This window comes from Pyxidicoccus trucidator (genome assembly GCF_010894435.1).
Lineage (GTDB): Bacteria > Myxococcota > Myxococcia > Myxococcales > Myxococcaceae > Myxococcus > Myxococcus trucidator.
In genome coordinates, this window is sequence record NZ_JAAIXZ010000017.1 from 22,048 (window position 1) to 39,496 (window position 17,449).

Consider the following 17,449-nt stretch of genomic DNA (forward strand, 5'->3'; position numbering starts at 1 on the left):
GACCCGGAACTTGCGAGAGTGGGCATGGACGTCTACCGGCTGTCTCCCCAGCAGCAGCGCGTGTGGCGGCTTCAGCGCCACGGCGAGCCGTTCCGCGTCGAGTGTCTGATGCGGCTCGAGGGAGCGCTCCACCAGGACGCCCTCACGCGCGCCCTGGAGCAGCTCGTGGAGCGGCACGAGGTGCTGCGCACGCTGTTTCCGGCCATGCCCGGGCAGAGCGAGCCGGCGCAGGCCGTGGCGCCCCGCGGCGAGGTGGCGTGGGCCACGGTGGACCTGCGCATGCTCGGCCCGGAGGAGCGGGAGCGCCACGCGCGAGCGCACTTCGAAGCGGTGTGCGCGCAGCCGTTCGCGCTCGATTCCGGACCGATGCTGCGCGTGACGCTGGCGACCCTGGACGAGCGGCTGCACCTGCTCGGGCTCATCCTCCCGGCCATGCGCGCGGACGCCGCCACCCTGCGGCTGCTCTGCCGCGAGCTCCAGAGCGCCTACGCAGCGCCCGCGGGCAGGCCCGGGTCCACTTCCGCGCCGCTGCCCTATCTCTCCTTCTCCGAGTGGCAGGGCGAGCTGCTCGCCGAGCGCGCCGAGCCATCAAGCCCCGCCGCGGCCTGGTGGGAGCGGCACTCCCGCGAGGCCCCGAGCGTCGCGCTGCCGCTCGAGCGCCGAGGCGTAGCGCCGCCGTACCGCGTGGAGCGCCACCCCCTCACGCTGCGAGGCGAAGCGCTGGCGTCATTGGAGGGCGCGGCGCATCGCGCCGGGGGCACCCTGGAGGGGCTCGTGCTCGCCACCTGGGCGGCGTTGCTCGGCAAGCTCGCTGGACAGAAGGAGCTCGTGCTCGGCCTGTGGAGCGACGGTCGCGAGCACCCGGAGCTGGCGGAGACCTTCGGGCCGATGGGGCGCTGGCTGCCGCTGCGCTGCGACGTGGCGCCGACGCGGCGCCTCGGCGAGCTGGCCCGGCAGCTTCAGCAGACCCGGAGCGAGCTGCTCGAGTGGCAGCGCTACTTCGTCTGGCCCGTCGAGGAGGGGGAGCCCGTCGCGGGCCGGGACTACCCGGCCTTCGGCTTCGCGTGGGAGGAGGAGGCCGCCGGCGAGCCCGCCGCCTCCGGGTTCCGGGGCGAGCTCCGGCGAGCCTTCGTGGACCGCGCCAAGGTGTCCCTCGCTGGCGCTCACGCGGGCGGCTCGCTGCGCCTCGAGCTCCAGTATGACGCGGGCCTCCTGTCCGAAGCGGACATCCGGCACGTGGCCGCCCAGTTGGAAGCGCTCCTCGAGCATGCGGCCCGCGCGCCGGAGGCACCGCTGGAGGCACTGCAGCCACTGGGGGCCCGCGAGCGCGAGCGGCTCCTGGTGGACTTCAACGCCACGGCACAGCGCATCCCCTCCCGCTGCGTCCACGAGTGGATCTCCGAGGTAGCGGCCCGCCACCCGACCCGTACCGCGGTCGTCTTCGAGGCCCAGTCCCTCACCTATGCCGAGCTCGAGGCCCGGGCCAACCAGCTTGCCCACGCCCTGCGGCGGCGCGGCGCGGGGCCGGAGCGCCGGGTCGGCCTGTTGCTCGAGCGTTCCATCGAGATGGTGGTGGGGATGCTCGGGGCGATGAAGGCGGGGGCCGCGTACGTGCCGCTGGAGCCGTCGCAGCCCCGTCAGCGGCTGATGTACCTGCTGGAGGATCTCCAGGCCCCCGTGCTCCTCACCGAGCGCCGCCGCCTCGGGGAGGTGCCCACACGGGAGGGCTGCGAGGTGCTGTGCATCGACGCTGGCGAGGCGGCGCTCGTCCAGGAGCCCACGCACGCGCCAGACAGCGGCGTCACCCCGGAGAACCCGGCCTACGTCCTGTTCACGTCCGGCTCGACCGGACGGCCCAAGGGCGTCGTGGTGGAGCACCGCCAGCTCCACAACTACCTCGTGAGCATCCTGGAGCGGCTCGAGCTGCCGGAGGACGCCACCTATGCCACCGTCTCGACCTTCTCGGCGGACCTGGGCAACACGGTCATCTTCCCCGCGCTCTGCACCGGGAGCTGCCTGCATGTCATCTCCGCCGAGCGGGCCGCGGATCCGCTCGCGCTGGCGGACTACATGCGGCGGCATCCGATTGACGTCCTCAAGGTCGTCCCGAGCCACCTGCGCGCGCTGCTGAGCGCCGGAGACACGCGGGGGCTGCTCCCGCGGCGGAGCCTCATCCTCGGCGGGGAGGCCAGCCCTCGCGCATGGGTGGAGCAGCTCCAGGCGGCGGCTCCGGAATGCCGCATTCACAACCACTACGGCCCCACCGAGACGACGGTGGGAGTGATGACGTTCCGCTTCGAGCCCGCGCGCCCCTTCGCCGCGGAGACGGCGTTGCCGCTCGAGCGCCCCATCGCCAACACGCGGGTGTACGTCCTGGACGCTCGGCTGAGGCCGGTGCCCGTGGGCATGGCCGGTGAGCTCTACATCGGCGGGGCCGCGCTCGCTCGCGGCTACCTGGGCCGGCCCGAGCTGACAGCCCAGGCCTTCATCCCTGATCCATTCAGCACCGCGCCGGGCGCCCGGCTGTACCGCACCGGAGACCTGGCCCGCCACCTCTCCGATGGCACCCTCGAGCACCTCGGGCGCGCCGACAGCCAGGTGAAGTACCACGGCTACCGCGTGGAGCTCGCGGAGCTGCGCCAGGCGCTCACCCAGCACCCCCAGGTGCGTGACGGCGTCGTGCTGCTGAAGAAGGACGCGAACGGGAGTGAGGTCCTGGTCGCCTACTATGTCGCGCGACAGGAGCTGGAGCCCGAACAGCTCCGCGCCTTCCTGGCGGAGCGCCTCATCAGTGAGGTGCTCCCGAACCTCTACATCCACCTGAAGAAGCTGCCGCTCACCCTCAACGGGAAGGTCCACTACGACGCGCTCCCGTCGATTGAACAGGCCCGGCAGAAGCAGCGGCAGGCCCCCGTCCCCCCGCGCACGCCCGCGGAGGCGACGCTGGCCCGCATCTGGTGCCAGCTCCTCAACCTCAACGAGGTGGGCATCCACGACAACTTCTTCGGCCTGGGCGGCGACTCCATCCTCTGCATCCAGGTCATCTCCAGGGCAAACCAGGCGGGGCTGCGGCTCAGCCCGCGGCAGCTCTTCCAGCACCAGACCATCGCGGGACTGGCCAGCATCGCCTCCGACGCCCCGGCGACTCCCGCCGTGCAGGAGGAGCCGCTGCGCGGCCCCATCCCCTTCACCCCCATCCAGCGGTGGTTCTTCGAGCAGGAGGCGCCGGAGCCCGACGCCTGGTGCATCCTCGTGCCACTCGAGGCACGTCAGCCGCTGGACGTCGCGCGGCTCGAGCAGGCGTTGACCGCCCTGCTCCACCACCACGACGCGCTCAGGCTCCGGGTGAACCGGGGGCCGTCCGGCTGGGAGGCCTCGGTTGCCCCGCCCGACGCACCCATGCCGCTGGAGCGGGTCGACCTCTCGCCGCTCCCAGACGCCGCGCTGGAGGCAGGGGTCCAGCAGGTCGCGCAGCGGCTTCAGCGCAGGCTGAAGCTGGACACCGGCCCCATGGTCGCCGCGGCCTGGCTCGAGCTCGGCGCCCAGCGTCCGGCCCGGCTGCTGATCGCCGCCCACCGGCTGGTGATTGACGGCGTGTCCTGGCGCATCCTGTTCGAGCACCTCAACACGGCCTATGAGCAGCTCGTCGAGCAGGGCCGGTGCGAGCTGCCCCCGAGAACCAGCTCGCTCAAGACGTGGGTCGAGCAGCTGCAACGCCATGCGACTTCCGGCGCGCGCGAGGAGCTGGCGCACTGGAGCAGCATGGCCGCGCCGGCCGCCCTCCTCCCCGTGGACAGGCGCGAGGCCACCCTCCCGCTCACGCTCGAGCGAAGCCTGGCCTTCTGCCTGACTCCGGAGGAGAGCCAGGCGCTCCTCCGCGACTTGCCGGAGCGGCACCGGTCCGAGCTCGGGGAGCTGTTGATTGCCGCGCTCGCGAAGGCGCTGTGCGGCTGGTCCGGCCAGCAGGCGCTGCTGCTCGACCTGGAAGGCCATGGACGGGAGGACCTGTTCGACGGAGTGGACCTCTCCCGGACGGTGGGGTGGTTCGCGTCGCTGTACCCCGTCCTGCTCACCCCGGCGCCGGGCGCCGACATGGGGGCGACGGTCAAAGCGGTGAAGGAGCAGCTGCGCTCGGTGCCCCACCGGGGCATCGGCCATGGGGTGCTGCGCTACCTCGGTAGCGAGCCCGACGCCCACGCCCTGGCGCAGCGCCCGCGAGCCGAGGTGCTCTTCCGCTACGTCGGCCAGTACCACCTGGACAGCCGCTGGCTCACCGTGAAGGACCCCGCGGAGCCCCAGGCGCCGACGCGCCGGCACAAGCTGGCTGTCGTCGCGGGGGTGGCCGAGGGACAGCTGCGCATCACCTGGTTCTTCAGCGAGGCGATGTACCACCGGGCCACGCTCGAGGACCTCGCCGGCCGCTACACCGCGGTCCTGCGCGCGCTGATTGCTGGCGATGACCTCCAGGCCCAGCCTGCCTACACTCCCTCCGACTTCCCCCTGGCGGGACTCGATCAGCAGAAGCTCGACAAGCTCCTTGCCCGCCTCAAGAAGTAGTCTCCCGAAGACACTCGCCTCGTTTCAGGAGTCGTCCCCGATGTCCCCTCCACCGCTCAGCGCCGAGCTCTTCAACGGACACCTCGCCGCGGTCGCCATCTCCGCCATGAACGAGCTGGGCCTGCTGGACGCGCTTGATCGCGCCGGGGTGCTGCACCTGCCCAGCTGGGCGGAGCAGCACCAGCTGCACGCGATGACGGTCGACAGCCTGATGGAGGTCCTCGCCCTCTATGAAATCGTCACGTGCTCGGCCGATGGGACGGCCCGGCCTGGCAAGCACTTCGCGGACATCCTGAGGACGAAGGGCTACTTCACCTGGCTCACCTCGGGGTACGGCCGCCTCTTCCAGAACCTGAGCGGCACCATCCCCCTGGCAGCCCGGACGCAGGGCTTCATCGAGCGGGACGGCCGCGCCATCGCCCTGGGGGGACGGGATTACGGTCGCCAGTTCGTGGACGAGCAGTTCGACCACGTCCTGCGGATGCACGACTTCCGGGTGGTGGCGGACCTTGGCTGCGGCAGCGCGGAGCGGCTCATCGGCATGGCCCGCCGCTACCCCGCCGAGGGCATCGGCATCGACATGAACCCGGGTGCCATCGAGCTGGCGGCCCGGGGCATCCAGGAGGCGGGCCTCGAGCACCGCATCGGGCTCGTCCTGAGTGATTTGCGGACGCTGGAGCCGTCTCCGCGCCTGGACCGGGTGGATCTGCTCACCAGCTTCTTCAACGGGCACGACCTGTGGCCGCGAGAGGCCTGCCTGGCCGTGCTCGAGCGGCTCAAGCAGGTCTTCCGCAACGTCACGCGCTTCCTGCTGTGCGACACCTACCGCGCGGAGCCGTTCACCACCATCTCCGGGGTTCCCATCTTCACGCTGGGGTTCCACGTCACGCACGCCGCCATGGGCCAGTACATCCCCACCCGCGCGGACTGGTTGGAGCTGCTGGAGGAGGCGGGCTGGCAGTGCAACGGTGTCCATGAGATCGGGATTCCGTACAGCGCCATCTTCGACCTGTCCCCCGTACGCCGCACGGGGCGCCATGACTGACGGGAGCGGCGGAACGCGCCAGCCGGGTGGAGAGCCCGGAGCGGTGCCCCTGCTGGACTTCGTGACGAAGCTGCGCCAGCTCGACGTGAAGCTCTGGCTCGAGCAGGAGCAGCTGCGCTGCAGCGCGCCCAGGGGAGTGCTCACCGGAGAGCTGCGCGCGTCCATCAGCGCCCGGAAGGCCGAGCTCACCGCGCTGCTGCGCGAGGCGCGGACCTCGACCCGCGCGGTCGCCTCCGGCATTCCCAGGGCCCCGAGGACCGCGGAGCTCCCGCTCTCCTTCGCGCAGCAGCGCCTCTGGTTCTTCGAACAGCTCGAGCCCGACAGCCCGGTCTACAGCGTCGCCAGCGCCCTGCGCCTGCGGGGCGAGCTCGACGTGCGCGCGCTCGAGGCGGCCTGCACCGGGCTGCTCCACCGGCACGAGAGCCTGCGCACCACCTTCCAGAGCGTGGAGGGACGGCCCTTCCAGGTCATCGCCCCGCCCGCGCCCCACCCGCTCCCGGTGCTCTCGCTGGAGGCCCACCCGCCCTCCGAGCGGGAGGCAGTGGCCCGCCGGCTGGCCGAGGAGGAGGCGCGGCGTCCCTTCTCGCTGACCCGGGGGCCCCTGCTCCGGACGACGCTGCTGCGGCTGGCTCCGGATGAGCACGTCCTGCTGCTGACGCTGCATCACATTGTCACGGACGCATGGTCCGACCTCGTGCTCAACCGCGAGCTGGCCATGCTCTATGCCGCGGCACGGGCCGGCGTTCCCGCGAACCTGCCGGAGCTGCCCATCCAGTACGCGGACTTCGCGCTCTGGCAGCGGCAGTGGCTCCAGGGCGAGGTGCTCCAGGCGCAGCTCGACTACTGGCGGCGCCAGCTCGCCGACAGCCCGTCGGTCCTCGAGCTGCCCACGGACCGCCCGCGCCCGCCGACGCAGACCTACCGCGGTGACCGGTACAGCTTCCTGCTCCCGCCGGAGCTCGTCGCCGGGCTCAAGGCCCTCTCCCAGCGTCATGACGCCACGCTCGCGATGACGCTGCTGGCGGGCTTCGCGGCCCTGCTTCATCGCTACACCGGCCAGGAGGACCTGCTGATCGGCTCGCCCATCGCCGGCCGCCGTCACGTGGAGACCGAAGGCCTGCTCGGGTTCTTCGTCAACACGCTGGTGCTGCGCGCCCGCCCCTCGGCCCGGAGCACGTTCCCGCAGCTGCTGGCCGGCGTCCGGGAGACGTCCCTGGGCGCCTACGCGCATCAGGACCTCCCGTACGAGTACCTGCTGGAGAAGCTCCAGCTCACGAGAGACCTCAGCCGGAACTCGCTCTTCCAGGTCATGTTCGGAATGGCGCCCGGCGGCGAGGCCGACGCGTCGCTGCCGGGCCTGTCGGTCGAGCCGCTGGAGGTCGCGAGCAAGACGGCGCACTTCGACCTGATCATCGAGTTCGAAGAGCACTCGAGCGGACTCATCTGCCGGCTGAAGTACAACACCGACCTCTTCGACGTGAGCACCATCGGCCGGATGGAGCAGCACCTGCGGCGGCTGTTCGAGTCCGTCGCCGCGGAGCCGGAGCTCCGTCTGGCGGACATCCCGCTGCTGCCTCCCGAGGAGGAGCGGCGGGTGCTGGTGGAGTGGAACGCGACCCGGGCCGACTTCCCGGCCGACACGCCCATCCACGAGCTCATCGAGGCGCAGGCGGCCCGCACCCCCGAGGCCCCGGCGGTGATGGTGGCGTGCGCGGAGGGCCACGGCACCGCCGATCTCCCGCCGATGTCCTACGGCGAGCTCGACGCCCGCTCCAACCAGCTCGCCCGGTACCTGCGCTCACTGGGCGTGGGCCCGGAGGTCCGGGTGGCGCTCTGCTTCCGCCGCTCGCCCGAGGCCCTGGTGGCCATCCTCGCCGTGCTCAAGGCCGGCGGTGTCTACGTCCCGCTCGATCCGCAGTACCCCCGGCAGCGGCTCGCGTTCGTCCTCGAGGACACGAAGCCGCGCGTGCTGCTCACCCAGCGCGCGCTGCTCGACGTGCTCCCACCTCCGGGGGAGACGCGGGTGGTGTGCCTGGACCTGGAGTGGGAGCGCATCTCCCAGGAGCGCGCCGCCAGGCTGGAGCGCAACGTCTCCCCGGACAACCTCGTCTACATCATCTACACGTCAGGCTCGACGGGGCAGCCCAAGGGCGTGATGATCTCCCACCGGGGCCTGCAGCTCTCGAATACGGCGCGGCTCCACTACTACCGCGCGCCCGCGCGCCGCTACCTCCTGCTCTCGTCGTTCGCCTTCGACAGCTCGGTGGCCGGCATCTTCTGGACGCTGTGCCAGGGCGGGCTGCTCGTGCTGCCCGAGGTGGACCTCCAGCAGGACACGGTGGAGCTGGTCCGGTGCATCGACCGGGTGCGGATCACCCACCTGCTCTGCGTGCCGACCTTCTACCAGCAGCTGGTCGAGGCGGCTCCGGCGGGACGGATGCGCTCGCTGGAGGTGGCAATCGTCGCGGGCGAGACGATGCCCCACGAGCTGATCAGCACCCACCTGGAGCGCTTCCCGCACGCGGGCCTCTTCACCGAGTACGGAGCGACCGAGTCCTCCGTCTACACCACCATCCACCAGTACGAGCCGGGCGGGCTCCGTGGGCGCGTGCCCGTGGGGCGGCCGGTGGAGAACAACGAGATTCATGTCCTGGATGCCGGGATGCGGCCGGTGCCCATCGGGGTGAAGGGGGAGATTTATCTGGGCGGCGTCGGGGTGGCTCGGGGATACCACCGGCGCCCGGAGCTGACGGCGGCGAGCTTCGTGCCCCACCCGTTCAGCCAGGAGCCGGGAGCGCGGCTCTATCGCACCGGGGACCTGGGCCGCCTGCGCGCGGACGGCGTGCTCGAGTTCCTCGGCCGCATTGATCAGCAGGTGAAGGTCCGCGGGTATCGCATCGAGCTCGAGGAGATTGAAGCGGCACTGGCGCAGCACCCCGCCGTCCAGGCCAACGCGGTCTCGGTCCGGGAGGACCTCCCCGGCAACGCGCGGCTGGTCGCGTACGTCGTCGCTCGCGCCGGCACACCGGCCATTGCCCCGGAGGGCACGCCCACCGAGGACGCGCAGCGCCACCGCGTCTCGCAGTTCCGGACGATGTACGACCAGCTCTACGGCCATGCCGAGGAGTTCTCGAGCGAGGACCCCTCGGTCAACCACCGCATCTGGATCGACACCTACGACCACGCGCCCATCCCGGTGGAGGTCATCCACGAGGTCGTGGACGACACGGTCCAGCGCATCCTCGCGCTGAAGCCGCGGCGGGTGCTCGAGATTGGCGTGGGCACCGGGCTGCTGCTCCTGCGCATCGCCCCCAGGGTCGACCGCTACCTGGGCGTGGACTTCTCGGAGGTGGCGTTGGAGCGGCTGCGCACGCTCCTGACACGCTCCCCTCCCCTGCCCGGCGTCTCGCTGATGCAGGGTGCGGCGCACGAGGTCGACCGGATTCGCGAGGAGCCGTTCGATGTCGTCGTCATCAACGAGGTCAGCCAACACTTCCCCTCGCTGGACTACTGCGTCGGGCTCCTGGAGAAGCTGGTGCCGCTGGTGCGCCCGGGCGGGCAGATCTTCGTCGGCGGCGTGCGCCCGCTGCCCCTGCTGGAGCTGTTCCACACCACGGTGCAGTTCCACCGCGCCAGCGACGAGGTCGGCCGCGAAGCCCTCCAGCGCGCCGCGCGCGAGAACCTGGCCGGCGACAAGGACCTGTGCATCGACCCGGAGTTCTTCCGGGCGGTGCGCGAGCACGTCCCCGCGCTGAGCCAGGTGTGGATGCAGCTGAAGGGGGGCCGCTACCGCAACGAGCTGACCCGCTTCAAGTACGACGTCTTCTTCGAGGTGAACGGCCCGCGCGAGGAGCCACTCGAGGTGGAGTGGCTCGACTGGCGGGAACGGCGGCTCACCCTCGAGGAGGTCCGCGCGAGACTCGCGAGGGAGGCCCCGGCGGTGCTGTCGCTGACGAACGTGCCCAACGCGCGCCTGGCCCACGAGCGGCAGGCCATGGCGCTGCTCGCGGCCGCCGGAGGGCCCGCCACGGTGGGCGAGCTGCGGCGGACCCTGGCGGCGCTCCCGCCCGTCCCCGCGGAGGACCCGGAAGACTTCCGGGCGGCCGCGGAGAAGCTGGGCTACGACGTGGTCATCGACTGGGCCGGCGATGGCCGGGACGGCGCGTTCAACGCCGTCTTCCATCGCCGCCCGTGCCAGCGCCTCGAGGTGGTCCGTCCGAAGCCCGACGGGGGCCGCCCGCCTGGCGAGGACTGGAGCAGGTACGGCAACGATCCGCTCCGGGAACAGTCCCGGCGCGCGCTCGTCCCCGCGCTGCGTGACTTCCTCCAGAAGCAGCTGCCGGCCTACATGGTGCCCACGGCGTTCGTCCTGCTGGACGCCCTGCCGCTCAACCCCAATGGCAAGGTGGACCGCAAGGCGCTCCCGGCGCCGGAGGCGACCCCTCAGCGGCCTGACGAAGGCTTCGTCCCGCCGCGCAATCCGGTGGAGGAGCGCCTGGCAACCCTCTGGGCCCAGGTGCTGCGGCGGGAGCGCGTTGGCGTCCAGGACAACTTCTTCGACCTGGGCGGCGATTCGATTTTGAGCGTGCAGATCGTCGCACGGGCCACCCAGGCCGGGCTGAGGCTCACCGCCCGGCAGATGTTCGCGCACCAGACCATCGCCGAGCTGGCGGCGGTGGTGGGCTCGGCGCCTGTCGCCGCGGCGGAGCCGGAGCTCGTGACGGGCGAGGTGCCGCTGACGCCCGTGCAGCACTGGTACCTGCGCCAGCGCCCGGTAGCCCCCCACCACTTCAACCAGGCGGTGATGCTCGTCGTCCGCGAGCCGCTGCGCCTGGAGTGGCTGGAGCAGGCCGTGCGCCACATCCTGCGCCACCACGACGCGCTTCGCATGCGCTTGGAGCAGACCGGCTCCGGCTGGTCGCAGCGCTGCGCGCCCCCCGAGGAGCGGGCGGTGGTGGAGAGCTTCGACCTGGGCGGCCTGCCCCCGGAGCAGCAGCGCCCCGCGCTGGAAGCCGCCGCCGCCGGCCTCCAGGAGCGCCTGAGCCTGGAGCAGGGGCCCCTGTTGAAGGTCGCCCGCTTCGGGCTGGGCCCCGGCGAGCCGGAGCGGCTGCTGCTGATTGCCCACCACCTGGTGGTGGACGGGCTCTCCTGGCGCATCCTCCTGGAGGATCTCCAGACCGCGTACCAGCAACTGCGTGAGGGGCGCGGGCTCAGCCTCCCGGACAAGACCACTTCCTACCAGCGCTGGGCACGGCGGCTCGTCGAGTACGCACGCACGCCCGTGGCCTCCCTGGACTTCTGGCGGCGGCTCCCGACCTCGGGCATCCCCCCGCTTCCGGTGGACCTCGCCGCCCCTGGCCCGTCCGCCCGGACGGTGGGGGCTTCCCGCACCCTGTCCCGCACGCTCGGCGCCGAGGAGACGCGGGCGCTCCGGCAGGAGGTGCTCAAGGCCTTCCACTGCGAGATCAACGACGTCCTGTTGACCGCGCTGGCGTCAGCGCTCGCGGCCTGGACCGGGGGGCGCCGCTGGCTCGTCGACCTCGAGGGGCACGGCCGTGAGCCGCTCTTCGACGACGTGGAGCTGTCACGGACGGTGGGCTGGTTCACCTCGCTGTTCCCGGTGGTGCTCGAGCACGGAGGGGGCGAGCTGCTCGACACGCTCGAGGCCGTCAAGGCCCGGCTGCGGAGCATCCCGAACCGGGGCATCGACTACGGCATCCTGCGCTACCTGCGCGAGAGCGCGGCGGAGCAGGCCCCGGCGCTCGAGCCGGAGCTCGTCTTCAACCATCTCGGCCAGTTCGACCAGGTCTTCTCCAGCGACGCGCTCTTCCGGCCGGCCGACGAGTCGGTGGGGCCCACCCTCAGTCCCCGCGCACAGCGCCCGCACCTGCTCGAGGTCAACAGCCTCGAGCACGGGGGGCAGCTGCGCGTGAACTGGACGTACAGCCCGGAGCTTCACCGCGAGGAGACCGTCGAGCGGCTCTCCGGGCACTTCCTCGAAGCGCTGAGGGGGCTCGTGGCGCTCGCCCGGGCAGGGGGCGCGCGGCGGCCCACCCCGGCCGACTTCCCACTCGCGCGCGTGGACCGCCCGGGCCTGGAGCGGCTCCTGGCGAATCGCGGCCCCGTGGAGGACGTGTACCCGCTGGCGCTCTCGCAGCAGGAGATGTTCGAGGAGACCCGGGCACGTCCGGGGACGTGGGCGTACTTCATCCAGATCTCCGGACGCATCTCGGGCGCCTTCTCGCCAGACCTCTTCGAGCAGGCCTGCCAGCGTGTCATCGACCGCAACCCGGTGCTGCGCAGCGCGGTGGTGTTCGAGGGCGTGAGCGAGCCACACCAGGTGGTCCAGCGCGAGGCCCGGCTGTGCGTCGAGCGGAGCGATGCGACGCGCCTGCCACCGGAGCGCCGTACCGAGGAGCTGGAGCGGCTGCTCGAAGGCGGCCCGCGCAGCTTCGAGCTGGAGCAGCCTCCGCTCATGCGGCTGGCGCTCGTCCAGCTCGCGCCAGAGCGCTACCAGCTCGTCTGGAGCACCCACCACGGAATGCTGGACGGCTGGTGCATGTCCCTGCTGCTCCAGGAGGTCTTCACCCTGTACAAGTCCCTCGAGCGCGGGACGGGGATGGACCTGCCACCGCGTCCTCCCTTCCGGGAGGTGCTCCGCTGGTTGGGACGCCAGGAGGTCTCCAGGGCCGAGGCGTACTGGCGCCGCGAGCTCTCGGGGCTCGCCCTCCCTGGCCCGGTGGAGCGGGCGGAGGAGCCCAGCGAGTGGCGGTGGGCGGAGCGACGGGCGCGGCTGTCGAGGGAGGGCACCGAGGCGCTCTCGCGGATGGCGCGGCGTCAGCGGCTCACGCTGAACACCCTGGTCCAGGGCGCATGGGCCCTGGTGCTCGCACGCGCCAGGCGCAGCGAGGAGGTCTGCTTCGGAGCCACCTCGGTGGTGCGCCCCGCGGAGGTGCCCGGCGTCGAGGACATCATCGGGCCCCTGCTCAACACCCTCCCCCTGCGCGCGCGGCTGGAGCCGCTGACGCCCGCGGTGGACTGGCTCCGGGCCCTGCAGGCCCGCCAACAGGAACAGCGTCCGTTCGAGCACGTCCCCCTCTCCGCCCTGCGCCGCTGGGCCGGCGTACCGGACGGCGCGCCCCTGTTCCACAGCGTCGTCCGCTTCCAGAACTACCCGATGCAGTTCGCCGTCGAGCAGCTCCAGCTCGGGTTCACGTTCGACCGGATGCGGGTGATCGACCGCTGGCCGTACCCCCTCGCGCTGGTCGTGGTCCCCGGCGAGCGCCTGGGCATCGAGCTGGGCCACCGGCTCGATAGCGTCGGGACGGAGCAGGCCCGGCTCCTGCTGGAGGACTTCCAGCGGCTGCTGGCGCGCCTGACGGAAGCGCCCGAGCAGCGGCTCGCCGCGCTGATGGAGGCCCCATGACGGCGCTGCCCACCCCCTCCCCACGCACCGGAGCTCCCATGAAGGTGTGCCTCATCGCGCTTCCCTGGTCCATGTACCGGCATCCCTCCGCCGCGCTCGGAGCGCTCTCGGCCTTCCTGCGCCAGCAGGAGCCGGGCGTGGAGGTCACGACGCGCTCGGAGTTCCTCGAGGCCGCGCTGGCCATCGGGGTTCCGCTCTATGACCGCATCTCCCAGGCCTTCTCGCTCGGCGAGCTGCTCTATGCCGCCCTCCTGTTCCCGGAGCGCAAGGAGCACGTGCGCGCCTACTTCGGCGAGCGCATGGCGGAGCTGGCCGGCCCGCTCGATGGCCCGGGTGGAGGGTTGCTGGACGCGGCGCTCCGGGGCCCCGAGCCTACCTGGGAGTCCGCCTTCGATGGGCTGCTCGGGCGGCTGGACGCCCACCTGGACCGGGCGGTGGAGGCCATCGCCGGGCAGTACCAGCTGGTCGGCCTGACCACCTGCTTCGGCCAGCTCTTCGCGAACCTGGCCTTCGGTCAGCGGCTCGCGCGGCGCTCGCCGGGAACCCGCATCCTCCTCGGCGGTTCGACCGTCTCCGAGAAGGTCGGCCCGTCGCTCCTGAAGGAGTTCGACTTCCTCGACTACGTCATTCAAGGCGAGGGGGAGCAGCCGCTGACGGCGCTCGTCCGCAGGCTCCGGGAGGGCCGCGCGGACATGAGCGGGCTCAAGGGCATCCTCTCCCGCGAGACGGCCGCCGCTCACGAGAACGGCGCGCCGCTGTGGGAGGTCTCGAACATGGACGAGCTCCCTCTGCCCGACTACGACGAGTACGCGGCGAAGGCCGAGCGGGCCAACCTGCTCTGGCTCATCACCATCGAGGGCTCTCGCGGGTGCTGGTGGGACCGGACCAAGCGCAGCGGCAACCCCAAGAACACCTGCTACTTCTGCAACCTGAACGTGCAGTGGAACGGCTACCGCCAGAAGGGCGCGGAGCGGCTCGCGTCGGAGGTCGTCGCGCTCAACGAGCGCTACGCCAACAACGTCCTGTTCTTCCTCGACAACATCATCCGGAGCAAGGGCATTGACGAGCTGGCCCAGCGGCTGATCGACACCCGGAAGGACTTCATCATCTTCTACGAGATGCGGGCGAACGTGCGGCCCTACGAGCTGCTCCTGCTCCACGAGGCCGGGCTGCGCTTCGTGCAGTTCGGCATCGAGAGCCTCTCGTCCAGCTACCTCGACCGCATCGGCAAGGGCACCTCGGTCATCGCCAACCTCCAGGTGATGAAGCTCTGCCACGAGCTGGGCATCACCAACGGGGCCAACCTGCTGACCCACTTCCCCGGGGGCACCGCCCAGGAGGTGGAGGAGACCCAGCGGACCCTCCTCGAGTATGCGCTGGCCTATGAGCCGCTCAACCCAAACCCCTTCTGGCTGGGACGCGGCTCGACGCTGGATGCCCTCCGGAAGGAGTACGGGCTCACCCGCATCCGCAACGCGGACTTCTACCGCGTGGGGCTGCCGGAGCGGGTGTACGAGCAGCTGGCGCTGATGGACCTCTCGTTCGACAGCCCCACCCAGCCCGTGGACTGGAGCGGCGTCTATCAGGCCTGCAAGGTGTGGAGCGGCGCGTACGCAGCGGCCCGCCAGACGGAGTACCGGCACCTGCTGTCGTATCTGGACGGAGGCACGTCCCTGCGCATCTACGATGCCCGCTCCGGCCAGCTCCAGAACACGGTGCTGCGCGGGCCCGCGCGCGACGTCTACCTGTACTGTCTGGAGATCCGCAAATGGGAGGAGCTCCGCGCGCGCTTCGTCGACACGGGGCGCATGAGCGTGGAGGAGCTGCGTGGGCTGCTCGACGGCTGGAACGCGCTGCGCCTGCTCTACCGGGAGGGCGAGCGCTTCGAGGCGAGCCGCTTCCTGGCACTGGCCCCCGCCTTCACCCCCCAGATGGCGGCGCGACGCATTCGCGAGTCGCACGAGGCGGAGCAGCGGGAGCGCTCCCGGCCGGGCGGGAGCGAGGGTGAGCCGCGCCGCCCCGCGGTGGCGCTGCCGGTGGCCTGAGCAGCACCGGGCCTCGCCCGTCGGCGGGCCCGCTCACAGCTTCAGGGTGGCGTGGGTGGAGAACCTGACGTTGGTGGTCGTCCAGGGCGGCATCCGGGAGAGCACCGCGTCGACTTCCGGCGACCGGGCGCTGAAGTAGTCCTCGAACTCCAGCGGCACGGGCTCCTGGCCCGCGAGCCGCAAGGAAATCTCCCACCCCGCATCCGGCGCACCGAGCAGCTCCAGGACCTGGGCGCCGTCCGAGGGAGGGAGCTCCTCCGACAGCGACCAGCCCCGGAGCACGCCCGCCGGAATCGTCACGCGCGAGAGATAGTCGGCTCCCGCGGGAAAGCGGAGCCGGACGGTCCGGCTCGCGGTGGCCTCGTCGAAGCGCGACTCGAGCACCTCCACGCGGGGCTCCAGCAGCTCCAGCGAGGAGGCGGGCCGCCCGTACCGGAGCCGGGCTCCGGGCAGGCCCTGGACGGAGCGCAGGTCGCCGAAGGCCGAGAGCGCCCCGCGCGCGTCGGGGTGGTCCCAGCTCGAGAAAAGCAGCTGGGTGCCGGCATCGCTCTGGCGGTGCTCCAGCCACATCCGCTTGGGATGCTCGGGCGTATACGGGGCGCTCGATGCGATGGCCCCCAGGAGCAGCGCGCCCCCGAGGGCGCTCGCGGCCAGGGGCACCCCGAGCCGCTCGCCCTCCAGGACAGGCGCAAGCCCCAGCAGCGCCCCGGCGGCCACCGGCAGCGCGGCAATCAAGGCGATCAGCGGATCCGCCGGGAATGGGAGCGGGAGCCGGCCCGCGACAGGAATGAAGAGGTCCAACAGCGCGCTGCTGGCGTTCAGGGTGAGCAACATCCCCGCCGCCCAGCCCGCGTAGAGCACGAGGGCCCGCAGCCGCGGGGGGACGCTGGCGGCCGCGGCCAGCCCGAGCGCGCCGCCCAGCACCCACCCGAGCGCGAGGTAGGCGGTGCCGAGCCCGGCGGCCTGCGCCGCCACCAGGAGGCACAGCCACACCCACAGGCCGCCGCTCCAAGCCGCGAGGACCCGCTGCGCCGGAGGAATACCCCGGGCCACCCACCGGCGCTGCCAGAGCCAGCGCGGCAGCAGCGCACCGGCCAGGGACAGCGCGCCGAAGCCCGCGGAAGCAAGCCACGGCGTGGCGTACCAGCCGTGTGGCCGGCCGAGGACGTAGGGGGGGACGAGCGAGAGTGCGACGGGCACCAGCAGCGCGAGCGTCAAGGAGAGCAGCGCAATCCCCCCACCCGCGGCAATCCGCCCGGGCGCCACCCGCGCGCGGCGTGCGGCGAAGACGGTGGCCACGGCGGCGAGCCCCCCCGCCACGATGGCCCATGCCGCGGCGGCGCCAGGCCCATAGGCCACCAACCAGCGCCCCCACACATCGAAGAAGACGGGAGGGGCTCCGGCCTCCGGCGCTCGCAGCGGCTGCCCCGCGAGCTCGCGCGTGACAGCGAGGGCGTTGTCCCCCATGTGCTGCAGACTGCCTGGCTCGAGCCGCGCCAGGCGGTCCAGCGCGGAGTGGATGGCATGGCCATCCCGGAAGAACGCGACGTCCAGCCCGGGGAGGCCCGCCTGCCGGTACACGAGGCCATCCGTGGCGGCCGGGATGAGGTCATGCGCGAAGAGGTCCTGGCCGAGCACGTTCCCCTCGGGACGGGGCGCGGCGCGGGCGTAGGCCTCCAGCAGCCACGGACTGCCAGGCCCTGCCTGGAAGAGGACGGACTGCCCGCCCATCCCGGTCGCCTCGAGGTTGACGAAGCCGCGCACGTCCCGCGCCCACCGGTGCCGGAGGAAGCCCGCGGAGCCGCAGAGGCAGTACTCCTCGGCGCCGTTGAGGTTGAAGAGCACCGTGTTCTCGAGCGGAGGGCCGCTCGCGAGCGCCCGCGCCACCTCCACGAGCGCGGCGGTGCCGGCCGCGTCGTCCGCCGCGCCGGAGGACTCGGGTGTCGAGTCATAGTGCGCGGAGAGGAGCAGCGCGTCCGGTCTCCGCCCCGCGAGGCGGGCCACGACGTTCTGGGTGCGGTAGGCAACCATGGTGTCGCCATCGAGGTACGTCCCCGTGACGTCCTGGAGCTCCGCCTCCACTCCCGGCATGGCGCGGAGCAGGCCAAGCAGGTGCTCGGCGGCCTTGCGGTGGCCCGGCATCCCCGGCACGCGCGGGCCAATCTCCTCGGAGAGAACGCGGACGACGGCCGCGGCGCGGGCCTCCGAGAACTCGCTGGGAGGCGCCTCCGCGGGCCGGGGCATGGGCAGGCGGTCCGTCACCCCATTCAGCGCGAGCAGCACCGTGGTCAGCCCGAGCCCGGTGAGCCAGGCACGGAGCCCGCCTCTCCTCTCCGATATCTTCTCGGGCACGCTCACGTCGCTCTCATCGGGGCC

General features: G+C 72.1%; 5 protein-coding genes. 4 read left to right on the top strand and 1 reads right to left on the bottom strand.

The window, feature by feature from the left end; genetic code table 11:
- Positions 1 to 24: 24 nt before the first annotated feature.
- Genes G4D85_RS36280 through G4D85_RS36295 form a run of 4 tightly spaced genes read left to right on the top strand, consistent with a single transcriptional unit; the run spans position 25 to position 15,073 of the window.
- A complete protein-coding gene (locus tag G4D85_RS36280; RefSeq protein WP_164018686.1) occupies positions 25 to 4,557 on the top strand; it encodes a non-ribosomal peptide synthetase in 4,533 nt (1,510 codons plus the stop codon).
- Between the two features lie 40 nt (positions 4,558 to 4,597).
- Positions 4,598 to 5,602 carry a class I SAM-dependent methyltransferase gene (locus tag G4D85_RS36285; RefSeq protein ID WP_164018687.1) on the top strand — a complete coding sequence of 335 codons (1,005 nt, stop codon included), beginning with the start codon at positions 4,598 to 4,600 and terminating at the stop codon, positions 5,600 to 5,602.
- Positions 5,595 to 13,028, top strand: a complete 7,434-nt coding sequence (locus tag G4D85_RS36290; protein WP_164018688.1) for a non-ribosomal peptide synthetase — start codon at positions 5,595 to 5,597, stop codon at positions 13,026 to 13,028. Before G4D85_RS36285 ends, G4D85_RS36290 begins: the two co-directional genes overlap by 8 nt.
- The gene (locus G4D85_RS36295) at positions 13,025 to 15,073 is read left to right on the top strand and encodes a RiPP maturation radical SAM C-methyltransferase (RefSeq protein WP_240359710.1); all 2,049 of its coding nucleotides are present in this window, start codon (positions 13,025 to 13,027) and stop codon (positions 15,071 to 15,073) included. The genes G4D85_RS36290 and G4D85_RS36295 overlap by 4 nt, the downstream gene beginning before the upstream one ends.
- A 33-nt stretch (positions 15,074 to 15,106) precedes the next feature.
- On the opposite strand, the gene G4D85_RS36300 is transcribed toward G4D85_RS36295, so the two are convergent.
- A complete protein-coding gene (locus G4D85_RS36300) occupies positions 15,107 to 17,431 on the bottom strand; it encodes a M28 family peptidase (protein WP_164018689.1) in 2,325 nt (774 codons plus the stop codon).
- Positions 17,432 to 17,449 lie beyond the last annotated feature (18 nt).